The following is a 578-nucleotide window of genomic DNA, read 5'->3' as shown; positions in this document are numbered from 1 at the left end:
CAAACAACAAGTTATGGTAATCACCCTTTGCTTCACCAGCTGGCGATCTTGGTTTATCTATTTGCGATACAACTCCCAAAATAGCCTGCTCTAACTCTTCTCCATCATGCTCCTCGATATGCAGCCATTCTAATGAAGCGTCGAAGTCATCAAGTGTTTCACTTAGACGAGGATCACGATAAGAGAAAAACCTGAAGGATGCCGAACCTGAGTCCTGCCCTGCACCACCGCCATAGGCACCACCTTGCTCTCTGATCGTCCTATGTAAATAGCCATTTCTTAAAAAGCCTCCCAATACAGACAAGGCTGGTGCATCATCATGACCGACAGCGACAGTAGGATAAGCCTTGGCACAGAAGTTGACTTGCGTGGACGTTAGCCAAGCTTCTTTTACGGTTTCACGTCTCTCTGTTAAAGAAAAATGACTATTCGCAGCAGGTTCAAAGTCTTTATAGGACTGATGAATAAAGCCTGCAATTTCATCAGAGACTTCCGACTCCGAGACCAGTAAGAACTGACGAGGCTGTGCTAAAACTGCCTTATGAATACTTTCCAAACCTTCAGCCAAGCTGGATAAG

At 45.3% G+C, this 578-nt stretch carries 1 protein-coding gene; it reads right to left on the bottom strand.

What is annotated here, in order from left to right; all coding sequences use genetic code 11:
• The coding region (locus A3735_RS26635; RefSeq protein WP_197486069.1) for an insulinase family protein at positions 1–578 on the bottom strand (578 nt) is incomplete at both ends.

The sequence above is a fragment of the Oleiphilus sp. HI0061 genome (genome assembly GCF_001635675.1).
This window is presented reverse-complemented; position numbering and strand designations above follow the sequence as displayed.